The sequence below is a fragment of the Roseateles oligotrophus genome (assembly GCF_025717515.1).
In the GTDB taxonomy this organism is placed as follows: Bacteria; Pseudomonadota; Gammaproteobacteria; order Burkholderiales; family Burkholderiaceae_C; genus Paucibacter_A; species Paucibacter_A oligotrophus.
Genome location: NZ_JAJIRN010000001.1, coordinates 398,723 through 420,659, shown reverse-complemented (window position 1 = coordinate 420,659; position 21,937 = coordinate 398,723). Strand labels below are relative to the sequence as shown.

Below are 21,937 nucleotides of genomic sequence, written 5' to 3'. Positions count from 1 at the left end.
CCAATCGGGGTGATCACCGAGCCCGCAGAATTAGCCGGTATTCACCGTCCAGTTCCGGCGTTTGCTTTGATCCGCAGCGTCGAACGCCGCGCTCAAGGGCAAAGTGCGGCGCATTTCCGGCGACCAGATACAACCCGGCTTCTCTACAGTTATCGAACAAGATAAACAAAGCTTTAGCTGCATTTTCGGAATTTTCGGAACTTGCAAGGCTGACGGGATTTATCTTGATTTCGGAGTTAAAGATGTCGTTCATATCAAGCTTGCCGCCGGGGCAAATTGCCCTGCTGTCACCGCAGGCGATTGCTTCCCTCACCAGCAATGACTGGCGAGAGTTCAGCGCCAGCCAGATGGCCGCTTTGACGGCAATTCAGGTTTCGTCCATCTCGATGGGCGGTTGGATGAGCATTGCCCCCGAACAAATCATCTCCGTTAGTGTTGAAGCCGTGGCTGGCATCAATGGCCGTGCGATGCCCCTCGTACCGGTCAACTTGCTCGGTGCGCTGCATGACGATCAAATTGCTGCACTCAGCGCCAACGCACTGCACGCATTGACGAGCGCACAAGCGCCCGCCCTGAAGCCCGAATGGCTAGACGCCTTGGTTGCGCCCCAGATTCAAGCCATCTCGAATGTGGCTTTGACGGCCATCGGCACCGGTCAGATTGAGGGCCTGCACGCAGACACAGTGCGAGGCTTTTCTGAAGGTCAGATCCGCATCCTGAAGACCCAGCAGATTGCCGCCTTTGCCGACGAAGGCCTGGGCGCTCTCGCTTCGAATCAGCTGCGCGCATTGACCAGCACACAGGTGCAAGCACTGAGCACCACACAATTGGACGTACTCAGCAACGAACAACTCGATGGTCTAACCAGTAGTCAGTTCCGGGTGCTGAGTACACAGCAGTTCAATGCGCTGGAAGCCTCCGATCTACAAAGCCTGGAGACCGCACAGCTGCGAGGGCTAAGCAGCCGGCATATCTCGCAACTCGATGCGACTGAACTGGCCAGCCTCAGTGAGGCACAGATTTCCTCTTTCAGTTCGGCCCAGGCCGCCGGCTTGAATAGCTTGGCTCTGGCCGGTTTGGACGACTCACAACTGCATGCCCTTTCAAGCTCGGCCCTGGCCGGCTTTGGCAGCGCGTCCTTGCAAGCACTCAGCCCGGAACAAATCGCCGCACTCGATCCCGCTCAACTCAGAGGCCTCAGTAGCGCGGCCCTGCGGGGGTTGTCCGACCTTGCCCAGGCCGCCCTCAATACCGAACAAATTGCGGCCTTAAGCTCCAGCCAGCTGAACGCCTTCAGTGTGCATCAATTGCAGCATTTGAATGAGGAGCAAATTGCGGCCCTGAGCACCGCTGCCTTGCGCGGGCTGGCCGGCTCCGGCATCGCCGCCTTGACCGAACCGCAACTCGACGCTCTGTTGCCTGAACAAGTGCGGGCATTCAGCACCCAAGCCATACGTGCGCTGCAGACGACACAACTGAACCAGCTCGACTCGGACCAACTGAGCGCTCTAACGAGTGTGCAAATCGCCGCGCTGAGCAGCACGCAACTGGCGGGCTTGGATGCTGACATTGTTGGCGCATTGACAAGCAGCCAGCTGATAGCGCTGAGCTCTAGCCAGTTCGGCCGCCTGGGGGACGAGGCCATTGCCGAGCTAACGGCGGAGCAGGTCGGTCTGCTCAGCAGCAAACAGTTGCGAGGCCTGAACAGCGCGCAATTCAGTCTATTGAGCAGTAGCGACGTAGCGGCTTTATCGGTCAGCACTTTGCACAGCCTGAGCAGCAGACAACTGGCGGGAATGAGCTCGGATGACTTTGAAGCACTGAGCTCAAAGCAATTTCAATCCATCAGCGCAGGTCAACTGCAAGGCTTGGGCGAGAGTTTGATCCCCAAGCTTGGCCTTGAGCAGATCGGTGCCATCAGCTCCGCGCAACTGGGCGGACTCAGTGCCGCCCAGTTGCGCCAGCTCAGCATCGAGCAAATCATGGTGCTGAGCACCAGCGCCATCAGCGGTCTCGGCGCCGCCAGCGCCAGCGCCCTGAGCAGCAGCCAAGTGGCCGCTTTGGATGCAAATCAATTTCACGCTCTCTCCGGCGCGGCCATCAACGCACTGACCACTGGCTTGATCGTGGGGTTAACGCCGGCGCAATTAGCGACCCTTTCCCCGGCACAGATTGCATTGCTAGGTACGGCACAAATCGCTGCACTGGGATCTATTCAAATCGACGCGCTGAGTGCGTCTCAGGTCGCGGCATTGACGGCAAACCAGTTCAGCCGACTTAACGCCGAGGCCATTGCCTCGCTCAATGCTGATCAATTGGCCTCTATCGGCGCGCGCCAATTTGCCGGCGCTACACCGGCGCAAATCAGTTCACTGAGCGCAGAGCAATTTCGCTTCATCAGCTCAAGCGCCCTCGGCGCTCTGAACAATAGCCAGGTCGCTGCCTTGAGCACGGACGACATCGCTGCCCTGAGCGGCGGACAGCTCGCTGGCCTAGGCCCGGCCCAGTTGCGAGCCCTACCTGACGCCGTATTGGCTTCGCTGAGCATTGACCAGATGGGAGGTTTGAGCGCCACCCAGGCCGCCGGTCTACAGGCCCAACAGATCAAGGCCCTCCTCCCCGATCAGCTGGCCGCCCTTAGCAATGCGGCCCTGCGCGCCTTGGGCGCCGGTGCGGCAATGGCCTTGAGCGCCGAACAGATCAAGGCCCTTGAGCCCGAGCAAATTGCCTCCCTCTCAAAGCTCGCACTAAGCAGCCTTACCCCCAATCAGTTGCAGGTTCTGAATGTCGATCAATGGGCCGCTCTTGGGCCCGCCAATATAGCCTCGCTGACATTGACGCAAATCGCTTCGCTGGGCGCCACGCAGGCGTCGATGTTGACGACTGTCGAGTTGACTGCACTCAGCCCCAGCCAGTTCAATCGCCTCAGCACCGCCGCCATGCAGGGCATGAGCTCCGATCAGATTGAATCTCTGGGCAGCCGCCAACTGGTGGCCATGAGCGGGGCACAGCTACAAGCGCTTTCGCATCTACAGCTGCAAGCCTTGAGTCCCTCGGCCATAGGCAGCTTGTCGCTTGACGCGGTCAAGGTGCTCAGCCTGGATGCCTTGACCCCAAGCCAAATTGCCGGTCTCCGGGCGGTGCAAATCCAGTCGCTAGGCGATGCTGTCATCGCCACCCTCAGCGGCGCACAAGTGGGTGGATTTATCGGACAACAAGTGGCCGGGCTAACGGCCCATCAAATCGGCCTCCTTACGCCCGACCAAATCGCGGCCATTAGCACTGCAGCCCTAAGCTCGCTGTCGGCCAAGGCGGCAGAGGCGATGTCTGCGGCACAATTGGCTTCGTTGACGCCTGCGCAAATGCAAGTATTGGGCACCCAAGCGGCACATGCTTGGTCAAACGCCCAATGGGCTGGCATCGACAGCGCCCAGATGGGCTCGCTCAATACGGCGGCTATCGCCGTCCTTACCACCGCCCAATTCAATAGTTTGGCGCCAGACGCCGTACTGGCATTGGGCTCGCAGCAAGTGCTCAGCCTCTCAAGCGCAGCATTGCGCAGCCTGGGCACCAACCACCTCAACATGCTCAGCGATGAACAATGGGGCGAACTCGGTTCGCGCCAGCTGAGCACCCTGTCGACGGCCCAAGTTACCCACCTGAGCGTCGGCCAAGCCTCAGCATTGGATGCTGCCTCCTTGAGTGGTTTCAGCACCCAACAATGGCGTGCGATGGGTACGCAGCAGCTGCAAGGTCTGGAAACAGATGCGCTGCGCGCACTCAGCGGCAACGCTTTGATCAGCTTCTCGCAGACCCAGATTCAATCACTGTCCACGCTGCAAATTCAAGCGCTGTCGAACAAGGCGCTGCATCAACTCGACAGCGCCCAGATGCAGGAATTCAACAGCACGCAGATTCAAGCCTTGGGCAGCGGGCAGATTGGCGCTTTGGCCGCTACCGTCTGGCCATCGCTGAGCGCAGCCCTTCCCTTGCTCAGTACCGCTCAAATAGCCGGCCTGACAAGCAGTCAGATTCAGGCCTTCAGCAGCTCTGACATTCTGGCGCTCAGCACGGCACAAGTAGCGGCCCTCAATGCCGCAACCATCCCTGCCCTGTCGACCTCGTCCATCAAACTGCTGAGCGCGGCCCACCTCGGCGCGCTGGCGACGGAGCAGGTGCAAGCCCTGACCAGCTCGGAACTGGGTGTGATGAACACCACCCAGCTGGATGCCTTCTCAAGCCAGCAGGTCTATGCGCTGCAGCCCACGGCCATTGCCGCATTGAACAGTGATCAATTGACGGCGCTGGTGATGTATGACCTTGCCGCCGTCAGCACGGCCACATTCGCCAGCCTGAGCAGCAGCGCCATCGCCCAGATCACCGCGCAAGCAAGACCCGAAATCAGCACCGCGCAATTGGCGGTCTTGACCGCCACTCAAGCCCCCGGACTCAGCACCGCCGAGTTGGCCAGCCTGAACACGGGCCAGATGGAAGCGCTGTCGGTCGCGGCCCTGCAAAACCTCAGCGGCGCCCAATTCGCGGCCTTCAGCAGTACGCAATTGCTGGCCATGACGAGCGCGCAGGTCGGCACATTGAACAAGAACGAGTTGCCGCTGCTGGGCCTGGACACCATGCAGGCGCTCAATCCCGGCCAGGTCCAAGCGCTAAGCGCCGCACAGCTTGTTCTGCTGAGCAGCAGTCAACTGCAAGCGATCAACCCCGATAGCCTTCGCGCCTTGAGCACCGCGGCCTTGGATGCGATCAGCGCCGACAACTTCGGCGCCTTGCGGCCGACTCAAATCGCCGCCCTGAGTGACGGCCAAATCGGCGCGCTCGATGCCGCCCAGTTGCACGCGATGTCGGCGCAGGCCTTGCAGGCATTCAACGTGGGTCAACTCAACCTGCTGACTACCCAGCAACTGCAAGGTCTGAGCGGCACTCAGGTCAATGCCTTTAGCCCGCAGCAATTGGTGGCCTTGAGTCCCGCCGCGATTGGCTCGTTGAGCCTGGAACAGCTGCAAGGGCTAGGCGCGACTCATATGGGCGAATTGACGCCGGCACAGTTAGGGGCCATCGCCCCATTCAGACTGAGTGAGCTCTCCACCACATCGATTGCGGCCTTGAGCGCCGAGCAGTTGGGCGGCCTGAGCGCGACCCAAGTGCTGTCGCTCAAGCACGCGCAGCTCGATACGCTGACCGCGGCCCAAATGTCAGGGCTCAGTACGGCTGCGCTGCACGCGATGGCCCCCAGCCAGATCGCCGAGTTCCGTCCGGAGCAGCTGGCCGCCTTGACGGCGCCACAGTTCATCAGCCTGAGCCCGGCCGATGTGGCGCAGCTCAGCAGCCAACATATCGCCGCGCTGGAGCCGCTGCAATGGAAGGCCATGTTGCCGGCCCAGGTGTCGGCCTTGAGTGCCGGCCACATCGAGGCGCTTGGGGCCAATCACTTGGCGCTCTTCGTGCCCGCACAAATCGCCGCGCTCGGCACGGCGGCCGTGGCGGCGCTCTCCGGTGCGCAGCTGAATGCCTTGCCAACCCTGGATGTGGCGGCATTCACCAAGACCCAAATTGCCGCCATGAGCACGCAAGAGCTCGCCACCATGGACATGGCCCATGTGGCCGCCTTCACCGGTACGCAGCGCGAAGCGATGACGCCGGCCCAGTTGGCCGTGTTGGCCGCCGCCTCGCCGCTGATGCTGGATCTGAGCGGCATCGGCGTTGGTGAAGCGGCCGGTGTCCATACGCTGGGTGTTGAAAACGGCGTAACTTTTGATATCAACGCCACCGGCCACGCCTCGCAGATCGGCTGGGCCGCTGCCGGCAACGGCATGCTGGCGCTGGACCGCAATGGCAATGGCCAGATCGACAACGGCGCAGAACTGTTCGGCACGGCGACCAAGCTGAACAATGGCCATCTGGCCGACAACGGCTTTCACGCGCTGGCGCAGCTCGACAGCAATCACGACGGCAAGATTTCGGCCGCCGACGCGGAGTTCGATCATTTGCAGGTCTGGACCGGCGCCAGCAACAGCGCCAAGGGCCAGCTGCACAGTCTGGCCGAGCTGGGCATCGTTGAGCTGGACCTGAACGCCAATCATCAAGAAGTGATTCAAAACGGCAATTTGATCGGCATGGCCTCCAATTTCAAAACCGCCGACGGCGCCAAACATGAATTGGTTGATGTCTGGTTTGCGCAAGGCTCCAAGGAAAGCAGCACGGCAGATCAGGGGCCGTCGCTGCACGACTTGCTGCAAGGCCCGTCGGGCAGCCTGCTGGCCGAGAAGTCTGCTGCCGCCGAACCAAGCATTGCGGAGCAATCTCAGCAGGCCGTGGCGCATCACGCGATGTTCCGCACCGAGCAATTCCTAGACGAACTCGAGCGCAACAAAGCGCAGTTGCTCATCTGACCCGCCGTGCTGTCGGCGGCCAAGGCGGCCTGAAGCGGGCACAATGCAGCGCTATGTCAGACAAGGTCATTCCCCTCCTCGACCAACGCCGAGCCCCTTCTGTTCCAGCGCTTCCGGCACAGCTTGCGCCCCCGACGGGCTTGCTTGCCGACGCGCTCGGGCGCCCATTGCGCGATCTGCGCATCTCGGTCACCGATCGCTGCAACTTCCGCTGCAGCTACTGCATGCCCAAGCAGGTGTTTGACAAGCAGTACGAGTTCTTGCCGCACAGCGATTTGCTCAGCTTCGAAGAAATCACCCGGATGGCTCGGGTCTTTGTCGCACATGGCGTGCAAAAACTTCGCCTGACCGGTGGCGAGCCGCTGCTGCGCCGCCATATCGAGGCGCTGATCGAGATGCTCAGCGAGATCCGCACGCCCGAGGGTCTGCCGCTGGACCTGACCCTGACGACCAATGGTTCGCTGCTGGCCCGCAAGGCCGCATCGTTGAAGGCCGCCGGCCTGCAACGCGTGACGGTCAGCCTTGACGGGCTCGATGACGCGGTATTCCAGCGCATGAATGATGTCGGCTTCCCGGTTGCCGATGTTCTGGCCGGCATCGAGGCGGCGGCTCAAGCCGGCCTGGGGCCGATCAAGGTCAATATGGTGGTCAAGCGCGGCAGCAATGAGCAGGAAATCTTGCCGATGGCGCGGCATTTCCGTGGCAGCGGCGTCACGCTGCGCTTCATCGAATACATGGATGTCGGCGCCAGCAATGGCTGGCGTATGGACGAGGTCCTGCCGTCCAGCGAGGTGCTGGCGCGGCTGCGCCAGGAGTTTGAGCTGCAGCCTCTGTCGGCCAGCGTCAGCGGCGAAACCGCCGAGCGTTGGTCATATGCCGACGGCCAGGGCGAAATCGGCCTGATCTCCAGCGTCACGCAAGCTTTTTGCGGCGACTGCAACCGCGCCCGGCTGTCCACCGAGGGCAAGCTTTACACCTGCTTGTTCGCCCACCGCGGCCATGATCTGCGCGCACTGCTGCGCGGCGGGGCCAGTGACGCCGAACTCAGCGGCGCCATTGGACTGCTGTGGGGGGCTCGCAGCGACCGCTATTCGCAACTGCGCGCCAGCGGCGCTGCCGAACTTGGCAACGGCGAGCGCAGGGTCGAAATGCATTACATCGGAGGCTGAATCCGCATGCCCGCACAAACCCAGGGGCCCTTGATCAAACTGCTGCGTCAGGCCGATTTGGCGGACTATAAAAAGCTGCGCGACGGCATGTTGGCGGCCCACCCGCAGGCCTTCACCTCCGACGCGGCAACCGAATTGAAGCGCGACGCGGACAGCTATCGCAGCCGCTTGAGCGGCGGCAGTGACGGGGCCAATCTATTTACGCTGGCAGCCTGGGACGGGCCGCAAATGGTGGGCGCCATCAGCTGCGAACATGAGGCACGCGTCAAGGTGCGCCATGTCGCGCACATCGTCGGCATGATGGTCAGCAATGATTTGCATGGCCGGGGTGTCGGCCGCCAGCTACTGGAACGTGCCTTGGCGCTGCTGCAAGGCGAGCCGGTGCTGGAGCTGGTGACCTTGAGCGTCACCAGCAGCAACGAGCGCGCCGTGCGCCTCTATGAGCGCTGCGGTTTTCAGCGTTATGGGCGGCTGGAAGGTGCGATCAAATTGCCGGATGGGCAATTGGTCGACAAGGACCTGATGTGTCGCCGCCTGCGTTGAACCTGCCCCGAATCGAGAACAAGCCATGACAAGAAAAGTCGCTCCAAGCAAAGAGCAGACCACGCTACTGCCTGCATTTGAATGCCTGGGCCTGGAGCAGATCCTGGTACCCAACACGGCAACTCAATTTGAGGCCGCCGCCGCAGACATCAGCCGGGCCGGCATCGTCGGCTTCGACACCGAATCCAAGCCGACGTTTCTGAAGGACGAGGTCAGCGAAGGCCCTCACATCGTTCAATTCGCGACCACGCAAAAGGCCTATATTTTCCAGCTGCACCACGAAGATTGCCGGCATTTTTTGGCCGATCTGCTCTGTTCCAGCGCGGTCTTGAAGGTCGGCTTCGGGCTCGAGTCCGACCATGAGCAGATTCAGCACAAGCTCGGCCTTCGCCTCGCCGCCGTGCTGGATCTGAATACGATTTTCCGCAAGGAAGGCTATGCCAACTCGACCGGCGCGCGCGCCGCGGTGGCCATCATGTTCCAGCAGAAATTTCACAAGTCCAAAAAAGTCACCACCTCCAACTGGGCCGAGCGTCAGCTGACGCCCCGGCAATTGCTTTATGCGGCCAATGATGCCTATGTGGCGCTGCGGGTTCATGCGGCCTTGAATGACCGGGCTTTGCCCTAAGTCAAACTAAACCAAGCTCCGGCGTCACTCTTGCCGCCAGAATGCACCCCATGAACTTAGCTCTTGCCGACATTGCCGCCCAACTGGACGGTTACGACCCACAAGCCTTGCCGGTCGACGTGGCCCAGAAATTCATCTCTAAGCTACTGCCCTTGCCGCAGCAAGCGGAGCGCGTGGGCCTGCGCGCTGCGCTGGGCCGGGTTTTGGCCGCCGACATCATCTCGCCGCTGCAAGTGCCCGCCGCCGACAACTCGGCGATGGACGGCTATGCACTGCGTGCCAGCGACTTGGCGGTCGAAGGCGAGACCCGCTTGCGACTGGCCGGAACCAGCCTCGCCGGCAGCGCACCCAGCGCGACCTTGGCGCCCGGCCATTGCCAGCGCATCATGACCGGCGCCTTGATGCCGCCGGGCCTGGACACCGTCGTACCCCAGGAACTGACTCGCGTGGCTGGTGACTCGGGTGAGTTCATCGTGATTTCGCCGGGTATTTTGCGTGCCGGCGACAACCGCCGCCTGGCCGGTGAAGACCTCGCACTGGGCAGTGTGGCGCTCGCTGCGGGCCGCATATTGAAGCCCGCCGACCTGGGGCTTTTGGCCTCGCTGGGTCTGGCCGAAGTGCCGGTCTGGCGGCGCCTGAAGGTCGCCATCATGTCGACCGGCGACGAACTGCGAGGCGTGGGGGCGCCCCTACCTGCGGGCTGCGTCTACGACAGCAACAGATACACGATGTGGGCAATGCTGGAGCGCTTGGGGCTGGAGGTGATCGACCTGGGCATCGTGCGTGACCAGCCCGCGGCCTTGCGCGATGCGTTTACCCGTGCCGCAGCCGAGGCCGATGCCGTCATCAGCTCCGGCGGGGTCAGCGTCGGCGAGGCCGACCACACCAAACAGGTGATGGCCGAACTCGGCGAGGTGCTGTTCTGGAAGATCGCAATGCGGCCAGGCCGGCCGATGGCGATCGGGCGGATCAATTCGGGTGAACATCAAGCGCTGCTGTTCGGCCTGCCCGGCAATCCGGTCGCGGTGATGGTGACCTTTTACGCTTTTGTACGCGAAGCACTTTTGCGCATGAGCGGGGCAAGCCCTGACCCCTTGCCGATGCTGCGAGCCAGCAGCAGCAAGGCCTTGCGCAAAAAAGCCGGTCGCACCGAATATCAGCGCGGCATCGTCGGCCGCGGCCAAGATGGGCAATGGCAGGTCGACATCACCGGCAATCAAGGCTCGGGCATTCTGTCCAGCATGAGCCAGGCCAATGGTCTGGTCGTGCTGGGCCACGCGCAGGGCGATGTAGCGGCGGGTGACTGGGTGGATGTGTTGCCGTTTGATGGTTTGATCTAGCAATTTTCAATCGGGGGTCGGGGTGCTGTATAAACCTCGCCTTCAACAAAGGAGACTCGAAGATGGGCGCGCAATGGAAAGCTAAACACAAAGACCTGGCGGCCAATGCCCGTGGTCGGGCCTTCGGCAAGTTGTCAAAAGACCTGATGGTGGCGGCCCGCAATGGCGCCGACCCCGATATGAACTCGCGCCTGCGCCTGGTGGTCGAGCAGGCCAAAAAAGTCTCGATGCCGCGCGACACGATCGAGCGGGCGATCAAAAAAGGCGCCGGTCTGCTGGGTGATCCGGTGCATTTCGAGCGTGTCACCTACGAAGGTTTTGCACCGCACCGGGTACCGGTGATCGTGGAATGCCTGACCGACAACCTCAACCGCACCGTGTCCGAGATTCGCGTCTGTTTCCGCAAGGGCCAACTCGGCGCCGCCGGCTCGGTGGCTTGGGACTTTGACCATCTGGGCATGATCGAAGCCGCCCCGAACCCGGGTGCCGACCCCGAGTTGGCGGCGATCGAAGCCGGCGCGCAGGACTTTGAGCCTGGCGAAGACGGGGCCACGTTGTTCTTGACCGACCCGACCGATCTGGACCTGGTCTGCCGCGCGCTACCTAACTTCGGATTCACCGTGCTGTCGGCCAAGATCGGCTACAAGTCCAAGAGCCCGGTCAGCCTGAACGAGGCCGAAATGGCCGAGGTCGAGCATTTCCTCGACGCCATTGACGGCCAAGATGATGTGCAGAACGTTTATGTAGGACTTGCTGGCTGAGTCCACTCGGAAAGGGCTTGCTCGACGCCGCCCTTTCTCGATGGGCCGGCCGCGCGCCGCAGCGGCGTTCCCAGCGCGATCCAGCCCAACAGCGTTTCGCCGGGGCCACAAAACGCCGCCATGACGTTCGCATCGCGCACCTTGGCGCCGGACAGCATCTTGCCGCCATAACCCAATAAGTGCGCGGCATTGAGAAAATTACTCAAGGCCCCGCCGACGCAAGCCCATTGCTCATGCGCCGGCACCAAGGGGTGGCCCAGATCGATGCGCGCCAGCACGGCCACCGTGACCGGCGCACGCAAGGCCCGCTCGGCATCCATCGCGGCACCGGCCTCGTCCTTGCCCGCCGCCCTTGCGGCGGCGGCAAACAGGTCGGCCATCTGCGCACGCGCCGCGCCGCGCACGACCTTGAAGCGAAATGGCAGCAGCTCAGCGTGGTCGGGTGCGCGCAAGGCCGCCTCCACCATCAGGCTCAGCTCCGCCTGATCGGGGCCAGGCTCGCTGAGATGTTTGGGGCCGACCGAATAGCGGCTCAGCAAGGCTTGCAAGGCTTCTCTCTCAATCGTCATGATGCCTCCGAGCTCACGCGGGCCGGCTCTGGTTCGGCATCGAACCGATCAAAGCCGCTGTAGCAAATGAAATGTTTACCTTTGGCGCGACCAATCAGGGTCAGGCCGAGTTGCTGACCCAAAGCATGGCCCATCTGCGTGATGCCATTGCGTGAAACGATGATGGGCACGCCCATCTGGGCCGACTTCATCACCATCTCGCTGGTCAGCCGACCGGTGGTGTAAAAGCATTTGTCGGCGCCGCTAACGGGAGATTCACCCGGCTGCATCCACATCCAGCCGGCAATGCTGTCGATCGCGTTGTGACGCCCCACATCCTCCATATGCACCAGCATCTGCTCGCCGCAAAAAAGCGCGCAGCCATGCACCGAGCCGGCCTTTTTGTAGACGCTGTCGAGCTTGCGGGCGGTCTCCAGCATCGCGTACAGGCTGCTTTGGCACAGGCGCGCGCTGGCCGCGCTGGGCAGCTTGATGCTGTTCACATCGGCCATCAAAGCGCCGAACACCGTGCCCTGGCCGCAGCCGGTGGTCACCACGCGCTGCGCCGTCTTCTCCTCGATATCGGCAATACCGGCGCGCGTGCGCACGGCCGCTGCGCCAACCTCCCAGTCGACCGTGATCGATTCGATGTCGCTGACGTCCTTGATCAGCCTTTGATTGCGCAAATAGCCCAGCACCAGCAACTCGGGCGCCAGGCCCAGCGTCATCAAGGTGACCAGCTCGCGCTTGTCGACAAACACCGTCAAGGGCCGCTCGGCCGGAATACTCATCTGCCGCCTGAGCCCGAACTCGTCCAGCACCGTCACCTCATGGGTCAGCGTGGCGCTGCATTGGGTCAGCCTGGGCAATATCCTCATACCTTCTCAGCGCCGCACGGGCAAACACTGCAAGTCTTCCAATGTATTCGCGTTAGCGAAGGCCCCGGCATCCTCGAACAAGACCCGTGCGCAGCGATGCTGGGCGGCCCATTTGCCGATCTTCGCTTCGCCGGCCTGGGTGAAACGAACAAGGCTTTCCAGCAACTCGGTCTTCAGCAGACAAAACACCGGTTGGGGCTGGCGCACCGGTGGCTCGCCCTCCAAGGTGACAGCCATGGCCATCTCCGCCCCTTCCGCCTCCAACGCCGCCGCCAGCCGCGCCACCAAGTCGGCGGGAAAAAGTGGCGAGTCGCAAGGCACGGTCACCATATAAGGCGTCTCGCAATGTTCCAGCCCGGCCATGAAGCCGGCCAGCGGGCCGGCAAAGTCGGGCAGGCTGTCGGGCCAGACCGCCGCGCCCATGGACTCATAGGCGCTTAAGTTCCGGTTGGCGTTGATGATGACTTCGCCGACCTGGGGCCCCAGCCGCAGCAGCGCATGCAGCGCCAAGGCCGTGCCCTGATAGGGCTGCAAGCCTTTGTCGACGCCGCCCATGCGGCTGCCGCGGCCGCCGGCCAGAATCAGGCCGGTGATATCTGCTGGATCAATCACGTCTTGCTTCTTTCCACTCGTCAATTTTTAGCGTTAGGGAAGAACAGCTGCTCGCCGCCGATTTTGTAGGCAGCAATGCTGGCCTGCCCCTGCGGCGACACCACCCAGTCGGCGAAAGCCTGGGCCTGCGCGGTCTTGGTATGCGGGTGCTTGGCCGGGTTGATGACGATCACGCCGTATTGATTGAACAAGCGCTTGTCCCCTTCCACCAGCACGGCCAAATTGCCCCGATTCTTGAAAGACAACCAGGTGCCGCGGTCGGTCAAGGCGTAGCCATCAAGGCTGGAGGCAATATTGAGTGCCGGGCCCATGCCGCATCCGCAGGCGCGGTAATCGATCAAACGCTGGGCATCGGTCTTGGCGGCGGGATCGTCGATGCCGGCTGCCTTCCAAAAGCGCAGCTCGGCCGCATGGGTGCCGCTCTTGTCGCCGCGCGAGATGAACGGCGCTTTGGCGGTCGCGAGCTTCTTCAAGGCGGCGACGATATCTTGCCCACGCACATCGGCGGGGTCGCTGGCCGGGCCGACCAACACAAAGTCGTTGAACATCACCGCCCTGCGAGCCAAGCCGTAGCCCTCGGCAACGAATTTTTCCTCGGCTGCTTGGTCGTGCACAAACAGCACATCGGCATCACCCCGGCGCCCCATATCAAGCGCTTGGCCCGTGCCCAGCGCGACCACGCGCACCTCGATGCCGCTGACTTGTTTGAAGGCCGGCAGCAGATGGGCGAACAGGCCAGACTGCTCGGTACTGGTGGTCGAGGCCATCACGATCGCGCGCTCCTGCGCATGGCCGCTAACGCTCAAGCCGATGGCAAGCAAGAAACCGCAGACGGTTTTCACAACAAATCCCATGTCAACTCCCCTTTGAGAAACAGATCGAGCCTTGCATCGAGTGCATGCTCTTTGAAAAAAACCGCACTGGGCAGGTCGGCCCGAATCTTGCCACGATCCAGATAGATGACCCGACTCGCCAGCCGTTTGGCCTGACCCAGATTGTGCGTACTCATGATCAGCGTCATGCCCTCGGCCATGAAGCCGGCCAGCATGGCCTCGATTTCATTTTTGGCCGAGGGGTCCAAATTGGCCGTCGGCTCATCCAGAAAGAGCACGCCCGGCCTAACGGCCCAAGCACGGGCCAAGGCCAGGCGCTGCTGCTGGCCGCCCGACAAGGCGCGCGCGGGTCTGTCACGCAAGCTGCTCAAGCCGGCGCGCTGCAAGGCCTCGCTCGCACGTGCGGCTCGCAAGGGGCGCGGCACACCGGCCAGCCAAAGTGCTAACAGCAAGTTCCGCCAGACCGACAGGCGCAGCATGAAGGGACGCTGAAACACCATCACCTGGCGCCCGCAATCCGCCGCCACCAAACGCCGCCCGCTCAGTGGCAACAAGCCATGCAGCGCCTGCAGCAAGCTGGTCTTGCCCGAGCCATTGGCGCCGATCAGGGCAATGAATTCGCCTTGCCGCACCTGCATCGTCACATCGCTCAAGGCCTGCACATTGCCGAAGCGCAGGCCGGCGCCCTCCAGACTCAGCAGCATGGCCGGTGATTGTTTTTCTTCAGCGATCACCGCGCATACTCCGACTGCCCGCCCTGCGCGCGCTGCCAGGCCTGAGTGACCGCGATGATCAGATTGATCAGGCCCACCAAGGCCAGCAAGACCAGGCCGAGCGCCAAGGCCTGCGGCAAATCGCCCTTGCTGGTTTCGAGTGCAATTGCCGTCGTGATGACCCGGGTTACGCCGTCGATATTGCCGCCCACAATCATCACCGCACCGACCTCGGAAACAGCGCGCCCAAAGGCCGTCAACAAAATCGTCAAGACCGCCCAGCGCTCATGCACCAGCATCAGGCAGGCGGCGGTGAAGGGCCCGGCCCCCATCGAGCGAAGCTGAGCGCCGCCCTCGCGCAAGCCGTCGCGCACCAATTGCTGCGCGAGCGCCGCAATCACCGGCAAGACCAGCAGGGTCTGCGCCAACACCATCGCCGCCGGCGTGAACAAAATCCCCCAAGAACCGAGCGGCCCGCTTCGTGACAAGAGCAGATAGACCACCAGCCCCACCACCACCGAAGGCAGCGCCAACAGCGTCGACAGCAGGCCCTGCAAAACGCGGTGACCGGGGAAGCGCGTGACCGCCACCCAAGCACCGAGGGCCAAGCCAAACGCAGCGGCAAACAGGCAAGCCGAGCCGCTGACGAGCAAGGACAAGCGCAGTATGTGCAGCAACACCGCGTCGGCGTTCACGATCAGATCAAACGCTGCACCCAAGCTTTCGGAAAATGCACTCAAACGGCGATCACCCCAACAAGGCCAACTCGGCCGGCAGATTGAGCAAGAGGTTCTGCGGCTTGAGTTTCAAGCGCGACTCGGCCGTCATCGCCAGCCCCAGATAGATAGGCTTGGGGTAGCGGCCCGGTAGATCGAGCCTGAACAAGCTGATCAACTGCGCCAGCCGCGCGCTATCGACCGGTCGGTCTTCATACAAATCGTTCAACAAGCGCATCGCCTGCACATCCAGGCCGATATGCCAACTCCAAGCCGGATCGTCGACCTTTTGCAAGGGCGTGATCTTGACCGGCTTGCCCAAGAAATGCGTCAGCCATTGCGCTAACACCTGGGCCAGCGCCTTCAAACCCGAATGCTTGAGCGTCAGATTGAAAATCAAGCCGTGACCCAGTTGATTGGAAACCTCGTGGGTCAGGTCGAGCGCGAACAAGCGCTCGGGATCACCCGCGAAAAAATCGACGGCATTGGCCGGACTCAGCACATCCAGCAAGCCCGCACTGGACTGACGCTGCTCCAAAGACTCAAGATCGGCACATAGCAAGCGGCCCTCGGTGAGGGTCAGGCCTTGCGTACGGAACAGCAACTCCGCCGCGCGGACTTGAAACGCATCGCCACAGCCGGCCTGCAAATGGCCGACGATGGTGGCCACCAGACAGTCCAGAAACAAAGGTGGCACCGTCACTTGCGGGCCGCGCAGCTCACTCAGGTAATAGGCTTCCAAGCTGCCGGCGGCCAGCAATTCGTCTCGGAAGCGCACAAAGAGTTGGAAGTTGGAGCGGGCATCGCCGTCCTCGATCGCATTCAATTGCTCCGCCGACACGGCCGCCGATGGGCTCGCCATCAAGGCTTGATGAAGGGAAATTTCGGCCGGGCAGGACTCGGCCACCAAGCTCAACTCGGGTCGGCGCAAGCACAGCCGTAAAAAATCATCGTCAGCCTGCAGCCAGCCTCGGGCGTCTGTTGCCAGCCTGGCCCGCGCACCGGCCAGCCAGAATTCGTGCAAGGGCTTGAGCGTCGCGGTCGAATCGATGGCGATCACTTCTTGGGCGGCGTCGGCGCCGAAGCCGGCGCAGCGACTGCAAGAACCTCCGGCGCCACAAAGGGCCCAGGGTCGGCACAGGCCGGCGTGTCGACCGCCGGCTGCACTTCGCGGCCGGCCGCCTTGGCGTTCTTGCGATAGCCATCGGCAACGCGGTTCATCGCTTGGCAGAGTTGAAAGGCCGCGAGTTTGTCGGACCAGGCCGTCTTGGCGGCGGTCGCCGCCGCCTTGGCCTTGGCCTCATCACTGGGCGCGGGCAACTTGGCCGACACGCCGCTCATCGCTAGGCAAATCAGGGCAGCCAAGCTCAGCTTGAAGGGGAAATTTGTGCAGCGAACCATGATCGGATTCCTTGTCTAGAACTGGGGCTCAATGCTGAGCTGCGACAGCCCCGGCAGGCGCGGCCCCCGTCGAGCGTTGCGCCGGGATCTTGCCGGCGCGAATGTCATCGAACCACAACTCATGATGTTCCTTCGCCCAGCCTTCATCAACCATGCCGGTTTTCATGGCGGAAAGCGCATCCTTCATGCCCATCGTGCCCATATAAATGTGGCCCAGGAACAGCGTCATCATCAGCACCGAAGCACTCGCATGAATCATGTGGGCGATCTGCATGTCGCCGCGCAAATAGGCCAGACCGGGAATCAATTGGTCGAGGACCAGGCCCGAGGCGACGACGGTGAATCCAAGCACAAAGACGCCGGCCCAGAACACCACTTTCTCACCCGCGTTGAAGCGTGCCGACGGCACCTCATGTTCGCCAAACAAGCCACCGCCTTTGAGCAGCCATTTCAGATCATTGGCGGTGGGCAGGTTATCGCGCACAAAGGTCACGAACACCACAAACAAGGAGACCGCGAACAGTGGGCCGGCGAAGTTATGTGCCGTCTTCAAGGCATAGGCCAGCCAACCGAACAGCGTACCGCCCAAGACCGGCAGCAAGAAAAACTTGCCGAAGGCCATCACCAGACCCGAAACAGCAAGCAGGCTGAAGGCGGCGGCATTGCTCCAATGCGCTGCCCGCTCGAAATAGGTGAAACGCTCGATCAAGCGCCCGGTATAGGGGACATGGCCACCCATCGTGCCCTTGGAAAAATAGAACAGCGCCAGCGCCAGCACCGTGATCAGCAGCAGCGAGCCACCGTAAGGGATGATCCACTGATTGCGTACCTGCCGCCAGGCTTCCCCGGCCGTGGTCAGCTTGGAGCCGGGGTACTGAACCATCGACTGAATCAACACACCCTTCTCGGCGCCGGGCAGATTGCTGATGCCGGCTTGGTCACCCGAGCCATGCACGGCCCGCCAAAAAGGCGCGTTATTGCCGGGCTGCGACTTGGCCCGCTGCGCATTGCTTTCATCCATCTTGGGCAAGGCCGGGGCCACAAAACCCGCCGGCGCCGAAGCCACTTGCTCCAGCGCTTGCGGCGGCGCAGCTTGCGCGCAGGCAAGCGAGATCGCAAACATATTCAGCAGACCAACAATGAGCTTGCGCATGGAAGCCTCCCGTTTCAGCGTGAATAGTCGTTCTGCGCTTGGTTGCGCCGCCGGATCTGCGCCTCCCAAGACGCCCGATCACCGGGCGCCCATCCCGCCGCCTTGAAGCCCGGATTGGCGGCCTCGCTGACGCTCCACATCGACGCATCGGAGCCCGCCTTCTTGAGCAGCTTTTGCTCGCGCTCGGCGCAGCCGGGCAGATTCAGCAAGGCGATTGCGGCCAGCAGCAAGAGCCTGACTTTCACGACTTCACCTCATCGGGCTTGCCGGCTGCCGGTTGGCCATCCCTTGGCTTTCCGTAAGCCGTCCCCCAACCCCAGACCTCGCTGCCCTTGCCGCGTACCAAGACCCGGTTGCGCAGGATGTCGGCCACCACATCGCCGTCGCCGGCCAGCAAGGCCTTGGTCGAGCACATCTCGGCGCAAGCCGGCAGCTTGCCTTCGGACAGGCGATTGCGGCCGTATTTTTCAAACTCGGCCTGGCTGCCGTTCTCCTCCGGGCCACCGGCACAGAAGGTGCACTTGTCCATCTTGCCGCGCAGACCAAAGGCGCCCGTACTGGGGAACTGCGGCGCGCCAAAGGGGCAGGCGTAAGAGCAGTAGCCGCAACCGATGCAGATGTCCTTGTCATGCAGGACCACGCCTTCGTCGGTGCGGTAAAAGCAGTTGACCGGGCAGACCGCCATGCAAGGCGCGTCCGAGCAATGCATGCAGGCGACCGAGATGCTTTTCTCGCCCGCCACGCCGTCGTTCATAGTGACAACGCGGCGCCGATTGACACCCCAGGGAATGTCATGCTCGGCCTTGCAGGCGGTGACGCAGCCATTGCACTCGATGCAACGCTCGGCGTCGCAGATGAATTTCATTCTTGCCATGTCGGTACTCCCCTTAGACGGTGGCTCTAGTGACTTGGCAGACCGTCGTCTTAGTCTCTTGCATCATCGTCACACTGTCATAACCATAGGTTGTGGCGGTATTGATCGCCTCGCCGCGCACAATCGGCGCCGCGCCCTCGGGGTAATGCTGGAGCAGATCAGCGCCTTGCCAGCGGCCCGAGAAGTGGAAGGGCAGCCAGACGGTGTCGCGGTCGACCCGCTCGGTCACCAGCGCGCGCACGGTCAGCTTGGCGCCGGTCGGCGTGGTCACCCAGACATCTTCGCCGTCACGGATGCCGCGGTCGTTCGCCGTGGCCGGATTGATCTCGACAAACATATGCTGCTGCAACTCGGCCAGCCAGCGGTTCGAGCGGGTCTCCTCACCGCCGCCCTCGTACTCGACCAGGCGACCCGAGCTCATGATCAGCGGGAAGGTCTTGACGATGTCGACGTTCTTGTCCTGCACGCTCTTGTACAGCGTCGGCAGGCGCCAGAAGCTCTTCTTGTCATCATGGGTCGGGTACTTCGCGATCAGGTCGGGCCGGGTCGAGAACAGCGCCTCGCGGTGCTGCGGAATCGGATCCGGGAAGTTCCAGACCACCGCCCGCGCCTTGGCATTTCCGAACGGGTGGCAACCATGCGCCATAGCGACGCGCTGGATGCCGCCGGACAGATCGGTCTTCCAGTTCTTGCCCTCCGCCAGCTTCATCTCGGCCTCGGTCAGGTCGTTCCACCAGCCCAGCTTCTTGAGCAGCAGATGGTCAAACTCCGGGTAGCCGGTGGTGATGGCCGAGCCCTTGGAATGCGAGCCGTCCTCGGCCAGCAGGCTGACGCCGTCCCGCTCGACGCCGAAGTTAGCGCGGAAGTTGCCGCCGCCCTCCATCACATGCTTGGAGGTGTCGTAGAGATTGGGCGAGCCGGGGTGCTTGAGCTCGGGCGTGCCGTAGCAGGGCCAAGGCAGGCCGAAGTAGTCGCCGTCGAGCTTGTAGCCGGTTTCCTTGTCGATGCCGCCCTTGGCACGCAAGGTCTTCACATCGAACACATTCATATTGCGCATATGCGCTTTGAGCCGCTCCGGGCTCTGGCCGGTGTAGCCAATCGTCCACAGGCCCCGGTTGATCTCGCGCAGCAGCGATTCGGTCTCCGGCTCCGGCATGCCGCCCTTGCCCGGCACCAATTTGCCACTCTTCATCAGTTCCTTGTCGAAGCCGAGTTTTTGCGCCAGCTGATACATGATCATGTGATCGGTGCGCGACTCCCACAGCGGCTCGATCACCTTCTCGCGCCATTGAATCGAGCGGTTCGATGCGGTGCAAGAGCCGCTGGTTTCGAATTGCGTGCAGGCAGGCAGCAGATACACCGCGCGGTTCGGATTCAGCTCATCCGCTTTGCCCGGCATGGCCGCCATCGCGGCGGTAGCGGACGGAAACGGATCGACGACGACCAGCAGGTCCAGTTTGTCCATTGCCTTCTTCATCTCGAGGCCGCGGGTCTGAGAGTTGGGCGCATGGCCCCAGAAGAACAGGCCGCGCAGATTGCTTTCCTGGTCGATCAGCTCGTTCTTCTCCAGCACACCGTCGATCCAGCGCGAGACGGTCATGCCGGGTTTGGTCAACATGCCCGGTGCGTACTGCTTCTTGATCCACTCGAAGTCAACATCCCAGATCTTGGCGAAATGCTTCCAGGCGCCTTCGGCCAGGCCGTAGTAGCCGGGCAGCGAATCGGGATTCGGGCCCACATCGGTGGCGCCCTGGACGTTGTCATGGCCGCGGAAAATATTGGTGCCGCCGCCGCTAACGCCCACATTGCCCAGCACCAATTGCAGGATGCAAGACGCTCGCACCACCGCATTACCAATGCTGTGCTGGGTCTGGCCCATGCACCAGACGATGGTGCTGGGGCGGTTGTCGGCCAGCGTCTTGGCGACCTTGTAGCAGGTGGCCTCGTCGACGCCGCAGGCTTCGAGCACCTTGTCGGGCGTCCACTTGGCCATGATGTCTTCGCGCACCTTGTCCATGCCGTAGACACGGTCGTGGATGTAGTTCTTGTCTTCCCAGCCGTTTTTGAAGATGTGATAAACGAGGCCAAAGACGAAGGGAATGTCGGAGCCGGAGCGGATGCGCACATAGTCATCGGCCTTGGCCGCCGTGCGCGTGAAGCGTGGATCGACGACGATCATCTTGCAGCCATTCTCTTTGGCATGCAGCATGTGCAGCATCGAGACCGGGTGCGCCTCGGCCGCGTTGGAGCCGATGTACATCGCAGCGCGGGAGTTGCGCATATCGTTGTACGAGTTGGTCATCGCGCCGTAGCCCCAGGTGTTGGCCACCCCGGCCACCGTGGTCGAGTGGCAAATCCGCGCCTGGTGATCGCAGTTATTGCTGCCCCAAAAGCTGACCCATTTGCGCAGCAGATAGGCCTGCTCGTTATTGTGTTTGGAGGAGCCGACGATGAAGACCGAGTCCGGGCCGCTTTGCTTTTTCAACTCCAGCATCTTGGCGCTGATTTCGGTCAAGGCCACATCCCAGCTGATCTTCTGGTACTTGCCGTTCACCAGCTTCATCGGCGTGCGCAGGCGGTGCTCGCCGGCACCATGCTCGCGCAAGGCGGCGCCCTTGGCGCAATGCGCGCCGAGGTTGATCGGCGAATCAAACACCGGCTCCTGGCGCACCCAGACGCCGTTCTCGACCACCGCATCCACCGCACAGCCGACCGAGCAATGGCCGCAGACGGTGCGTTTGACTTCCACCTTGGCCTTGGCGCCGGCGGCCGGCGCCGCGGTGTCGGCAGCATGGGCCTTTCTTTGCACCAGGCTCAGCTGCGTCGCGGCCAGTCCGGCGCCCAGACCCAGGCCGGAGCGACGCAAAAACAAGCGCCGGTCCATGGTCGGAATCGTGCGACGGCTTTGTCCGTCAAGCCCACGGCTCAGGCTATTGACCAGACCAGCAGATGCCTGGGCTTGAGTCGTGGCGGAAGAAGATTTGCGGGTCAGCAACATAGGATCTCCAGCGGGCTTGCGCTTGGCAACACCCATTCAATTCGGCAGCGAATCTTTGACAGCAATCAGGAGCGGGCGGTTTCGTAATAACGCAAGACATGCGGGCTCAGCTGGTAGCCGCCTGCATCCGGCGTCACGACCGCGGCCACCGCCACTTCGGCCTCGGCCACCGCCGCCACCGGCAGGGCCTTCGCCACCACCGCTGCGGCGCCCGCCGCGCCAAGGCCCAAGAGCCAGCCACGCCTTTTGATTGCGGGGTCGGGCAGGACCGGCTCTGCTTTGTCCATCTTTTCGCTGACGGGGCTCTTGCTCGTGATCATGGTCATCAACTCCGGAAACGGTTGCGATAGCAATATAGCCTTG

Annotated in this window: 20 protein-coding genes; 6 read left to right on the top strand and 14 right to left on the bottom strand. The window is 62.3% G+C overall.

Annotated features, from left to right (window positions below; all coding sequences use genetic code 11):
* Positions 1–13: 13 nt before the first annotated feature.
* Positions 14–253, bottom strand: a complete 240-nt coding sequence (locus tag LNV07_RS01975) for a hypothetical protein (RefSeq protein ID WP_263569481.1) — start codon at positions 251–253, stop codon at positions 14–16.
* Between LNV07_RS01975 and LNV07_RS01970 the strand changes: the two genes are divergently transcribed.
* The 6 genes from LNV07_RS01970 (at position 243) to LNV07_RS01945 (ending at position 10,848) form a co-directional block, all read left to right on the top strand.
* Entirely contained in the window at positions 243–6,407 is a 6,165-nt protein-coding gene (locus tag LNV07_RS01970; RefSeq protein ID WP_263569480.1) for a hypothetical protein, read from the top strand. The genes LNV07_RS01975 and LNV07_RS01970 overlap by 11 nt on opposite strands.
* Before the next feature lie 53 nt (positions 6,408–6,460).
* A complete protein-coding gene (moaA, locus tag LNV07_RS01965; RefSeq protein WP_263569479.1) occupies positions 6,461–7,576 on the top strand; it encodes a GTP 3',8-cyclase MoaA in 1,116 nt (371 codons plus the stop codon).
* A 6-nt stretch (positions 7,577–7,582) separates the two neighbouring features.
* The gene (locus tag LNV07_RS01960) at positions 7,583–8,119 is read left to right on the top strand and encodes a GNAT family N-acetyltransferase (protein ID WP_263569478.1); all 537 of its coding nucleotides are present in this window, start codon (positions 7,583–7,585) and stop codon (positions 8,117–8,119) included.
* A gap of 25 nt (positions 8,120–8,144) precedes the next feature.
* The gene (locus tag LNV07_RS01955) at positions 8,145–8,747 is read left to right on the top strand and encodes a 3'-5' exonuclease (RefSeq protein ID WP_263569477.1); all 603 of its coding nucleotides are present in this window, start codon (positions 8,145–8,147) and stop codon (positions 8,745–8,747) included.
* 41 nt (positions 8,748–8,788) lie between these two features.
* The gene (gene moeA / locus LNV07_RS01950; protein ID WP_263569476.1) at positions 8,789–10,087 is read left to right on the top strand and encodes a molybdopterin molybdotransferase MoeA; all 1,299 of its coding nucleotides are present in this window, start codon (positions 8,789–8,791) and stop codon (positions 10,085–10,087) included.
* 62 nt (positions 10,088–10,149) lie between these two features.
* Positions 10,150–10,848 carry a YebC/PmpR family DNA-binding transcriptional regulator gene (locus LNV07_RS01945; protein WP_263569475.1) on the top strand — a complete coding sequence of 233 codons (699 nt, stop codon included), beginning with the start codon at positions 10,150–10,152 and terminating at the stop codon, positions 10,846–10,848.
* On the opposite strand, the gene LNV07_RS01940 is transcribed toward LNV07_RS01945, so the two are convergent.
* From LNV07_RS01940 to LNV07_RS01880, 13 genes are all read right to left on the bottom strand, one after another.
* Positions 10,827–11,417 carry a nitroreductase family protein gene (locus tag LNV07_RS01940; protein WP_263569474.1) on the bottom strand — a complete coding sequence of 197 codons (591 nt, stop codon included), beginning with the start codon at positions 11,415–11,417 and terminating at the stop codon, positions 10,827–10,829. The genes LNV07_RS01945 and LNV07_RS01940 overlap by 22 nt on opposite strands.
* Entirely contained in the window at positions 11,414–12,274 is an 861-nt protein-coding gene (locus tag LNV07_RS01935) for a formate dehydrogenase accessory sulfurtransferase FdhD (RefSeq protein ID WP_263569473.1), read from the bottom strand. Before LNV07_RS01935 ends, LNV07_RS01940 begins: the two co-directional genes overlap by 4 nt.
* A 6-nt stretch (positions 12,275–12,280) precedes the next feature.
* Positions 12,281–12,886: a molybdenum cofactor guanylyltransferase MobA gene (gene mobA, locus LNV07_RS01930; RefSeq protein WP_263569472.1), complete on the bottom strand. Its 606-nt coding sequence runs from the start codon at positions 12,884–12,886 to the stop codon at positions 12,281–12,283.
* 20 nt (positions 12,887–12,906) lie between these two features.
* A complete protein-coding gene (locus LNV07_RS01925) occupies positions 12,907–13,740 on the bottom strand; it encodes an ABC transporter substrate-binding protein (protein WP_263569471.1) in 834 nt (277 codons plus the stop codon).
* The gene (locus tag LNV07_RS01920) at positions 13,725–14,453 is read right to left on the bottom strand and encodes an ATP-binding cassette domain-containing protein (protein WP_263569470.1); all 729 of its coding nucleotides are present in this window, start codon (positions 14,451–14,453) and stop codon (positions 13,725–13,727) included. The genes LNV07_RS01925 and LNV07_RS01920 overlap by 16 nt, the downstream gene beginning before the upstream one ends.
* Complete coding sequence (locus LNV07_RS01915) at positions 14,450–15,172, bottom strand: ABC transporter permease (RefSeq protein ID WP_263569469.1); 723 nt, start codon at positions 15,170–15,172, stop codon at positions 14,450–14,452. Before LNV07_RS01915 ends, LNV07_RS01920 begins: the two co-directional genes overlap by 4 nt.
* Before the next feature lie 7 nt (positions 15,173–15,179).
* Entirely contained in the window at positions 15,180–16,208 is a 1,029-nt protein-coding gene (locus LNV07_RS01910) for a DUF6352 family protein (RefSeq protein WP_263569468.1), read from the bottom strand.
* A complete protein-coding gene (locus tag LNV07_RS01905; protein ID WP_263569467.1) occupies positions 16,205–16,549 on the bottom strand; it encodes a hypothetical protein in 345 nt (114 codons plus the stop codon). The genes LNV07_RS01910 and LNV07_RS01905 overlap by 4 nt, the downstream gene beginning before the upstream one ends.
* Before the next feature lie 28 nt (positions 16,550–16,577).
* Complete coding sequence (locus tag LNV07_RS01900; RefSeq protein ID WP_263569466.1) at positions 16,578–17,702, bottom strand: formate dehydrogenase subunit gamma; 1,125 nt, start codon at positions 17,700–17,702, stop codon at positions 16,578–16,580.
* 14 nt (positions 17,703–17,716) lie between these two features.
* Positions 17,717–17,947: a hypothetical protein gene (locus tag LNV07_RS01895; protein ID WP_263569465.1), complete on the bottom strand. Its 231-nt coding sequence runs from the start codon at positions 17,945–17,947 to the stop codon at positions 17,717–17,719.
* Entirely contained in the window at positions 17,944–18,576 is a 633-nt protein-coding gene (fdh3B, locus tag LNV07_RS01890; RefSeq protein WP_263569464.1) for a formate dehydrogenase FDH3 subunit beta, read from the bottom strand. The genes LNV07_RS01895 and fdh3B overlap by 4 nt, the downstream gene beginning before the upstream one ends.
* A 13-nt stretch (positions 18,577–18,589) precedes the next feature.
* On the bottom strand, positions 18,590–21,574 hold the full coding sequence (locus LNV07_RS01885) for a formate dehydrogenase subunit alpha (protein ID WP_263569463.1): 2,985 nt from the start codon (positions 21,572–21,574) through the stop codon (positions 18,590–18,592).
* Positions 21,575–21,639: 65 nt separating this feature from the next.
* Positions 21,640–21,894: a formate dehydrogenase gene (locus LNV07_RS01880; protein ID WP_263569462.1), complete on the bottom strand. Its 255-nt coding sequence runs from the start codon at positions 21,892–21,894 to the stop codon at positions 21,640–21,642.
* Positions 21,895–21,937: the final 43 nt, after the last annotated feature.

What these genes read in the sequence shown, in the direction of transcription:
- LNV07_RS01970 (WP_263569480.1), top strand. Translation starts at nt 243, where the DNA reads ATGTCGTTCATATCAAGCTTGCCGCCGGGGCAAATTGCCCTGCTGTCA.
- LNV07_RS01975 (WP_263569481.1), bottom strand. Translation starts at nt 253, where the DNA reads ATGAACGACATCTTTAACTCCGAAATCAAGATAAATCCCGTCAGCCTT.
- moaA (WP_263569479.1), top strand. Translation starts at nt 6,461, where the DNA reads ATGTCAGACAAGGTCATTCCCCTCCTCGACCAACGCCGAGCCCCTTCT.
- LNV07_RS01960 (WP_263569478.1), top strand. Translation starts at nt 7,583, where the DNA reads ATGCCCGCACAAACCCAGGGGCCCTTGATCAAACTGCTGCGTCAGGCC.
- LNV07_RS01955 (WP_263569477.1), top strand. Translation starts at nt 8,145, where the DNA reads ATGACAAGAAAAGTCGCTCCAAGCAAAGAGCAGACCACGCTACTGCCT.
- moeA (WP_263569476.1), top strand. Translation starts at nt 8,789, where the DNA reads ATGCACCCCATGAACTTAGCTCTTGCCGACATTGCCGCCCAACTGGAC.
- LNV07_RS01945 (WP_263569475.1), top strand. Translation starts at nt 10,150, where the DNA reads ATGGGCGCGCAATGGAAAGCTAAACACAAAGACCTGGCGGCCAATGCC.
- LNV07_RS01940 (WP_263569474.1), bottom strand. Translation starts at nt 11,417, where the DNA reads ATGACGATTGAGAGAGAAGCCTTGCAAGCCTTGCTGAGCCGCTATTCG.
- LNV07_RS01935 (WP_263569473.1), bottom strand. Translation starts at nt 12,274, where the DNA reads ATGAGGATATTGCCCAGGCTGACCCAATGCAGCGCCACGCTGACCCAT.
- LNV07_RS01925 (WP_263569471.1), bottom strand. Translation starts at nt 13,740, where the DNA reads ATGGGATTTGTTGTGAAAACCGTCTGCGGTTTCTTGCTTGCCATCGGC.
- LNV07_RS01905 (WP_263569467.1), bottom strand. Translation starts at nt 16,549, where the DNA reads ATGGTTCGCTGCACAAATTTCCCCTTCAAGCTGAGCTTGGCTGCCCTG.
- LNV07_RS01900 (WP_263569466.1), bottom strand. Translation starts at nt 17,702, where the DNA reads ATGCGCAAGCTCATTGTTGGTCTGCTGAATATGTTTGCGATCTCGCTT.
- fdh3B (WP_263569464.1), bottom strand. Translation starts at nt 18,576, where the DNA reads ATGGCAAGAATGAAATTCATCTGCGACGCCGAGCGTTGCATCGAGTGC.
- LNV07_RS01885 (WP_263569463.1), bottom strand. Translation starts at nt 21,574, where the DNA reads ATGTTGCTGACCCGCAAATCTTCTTCCGCCACGACTCAAGCCCAGGCA.
- LNV07_RS01880 (WP_263569462.1), bottom strand. Translation starts at nt 21,894, where the DNA reads ATGATCACGAGCAAGAGCCCCGTCAGCGAAAAGATGGACAAAGCAGAG.